The organism is Rhizobium sp. AP16 (assembly GCF_000281735.1).
In the GTDB taxonomy this organism is placed as follows: domain Bacteria; phylum Pseudomonadota; class Alphaproteobacteria; order Rhizobiales; family Rhizobiaceae; genus Rhizobium; species Rhizobium rhizogenes.
Genome location: NZ_AJVM01000059.1, coordinates 1 through 1,296 on the forward strand (window position 1 = coordinate 1; position 1,296 = coordinate 1,296).

Annotated in this window: 1 protein-coding gene; it reads left to right on the forward strand. The window is 57.6% G+C overall.

Annotation, left to right across the window (positions count from 1 at the left end):
• The first annotated feature begins 77 nt into the window (after positions 1 to 77).
• On the forward strand, positions 78 to 1,265 hold the full coding sequence (locus PMI03_RS16420) for an integrase core domain-containing protein (RefSeq protein WP_409033802.1): 1,188 nt from the start codon (positions 78 to 80) through the stop codon (positions 1,263 to 1,265).
• The last annotated feature ends 31 nt before the right edge of the window (positions 1,266 to 1,296 follow it).

Below are 1,296 nucleotides of genomic sequence, written 5' to 3' on the forward strand. Positions count from 1 at the left end.
TGTCCTTCCCGAGAGAGGGGTGACAGTTCATACCGGAGACATGGGTTACACTTTTTGCCTTTGCGAGGAGAGCGAAGGTGCCTTGGCAGGAGTGCAACCGCATGGACGAGCGTCTCAAATTCGTTGCGCGGATTCTGGATGGCGAGAAGATAGCGGCGCTGTGCCGCGAATTCGGCATCTCCCGCAAGACGGGTCACAAAATCATCAGCCGCTATAACGACAGTGGTCTGCAAGGACTGACAGATCGATCGCGACGGCCTTACCGGCACGCCAATCAGCTTCCTTTCCAAATCGAGAAGCTGATTGTGCGGACCAAGCAGGACAAGCCCAACTGGGGCGCACCAAAGATCAGGGAGCGGCTGGCGCGGCTATATCCGGATGTTCACACGCCGGCGATCTCAACCGTGCATGCCGTCCTCGACCGCAACGGCCTGGTCAAGCACGGTAGGCGACGGCGCAACAGGGCTGAAGGAACAGCACTCTCCAATCCAGGACTGCCCAACGACCTGTGGTGCGCCGATTACAAAGGCGAGTTCATGCTTGCCGATAAGCGCTATTGCTACCCCTTGACGATCACCGACTTCGCCAGCCGCTATCTTTTGGCCTGCGAAGCGTTGCACACGACCAAGGAGGTCTACGCCTTCACCGTTTTCGAACGCGTCTTCAAGGAGTTCGGCCTGCCCAAGGCGATCAGAACCGACAACGGAGTGCCTTTCGCCAGCCCCAACGGACTGTTCAATCTGTCTCGGCTCGCCGTCTGGTGGCTCAGGCTCGGTATCGACATCGAGCGCATCAAGCCCGGCCATCCGCAGCAGAACGGCCGTCACGAGCGCATGCATCTGACACTGAAACTTGAGACAACCAAGCCGGCCGGAGACAATTTCCTGCAGCAGCAAGCCCGCCTCGACGACTTCGTCGAGGAGTTCAACACCGAGCGGCCCCACCAGGCGCTCAACATGGCCTGCCCGGCAGAATGCTACGACGCTTCACCGCGCGTCTATCGCGGCCTACCCGATCTCGACTACCCGTTCCACGACCAGACAGTCACCGTCACAACATGCGGACGCATCTGCTACAAGCGGAAGAAGATCAATCTCAGTCTGGTCTTCGCCGGTCAGGCCGTCGGCATCAAACAGGTCGAAGACCATATCTGGCTTACAAGCTTTATGGATTACGATCTGGGATACTTCGATGATGAGACATGCAGGCTTGAACCTTTGCCGAACCCTTTCGGTCCAAAAGTGTTACCTATGTCTCAGGAATAAACCGTAACCCATGTGTCCAGAACGGACCAAA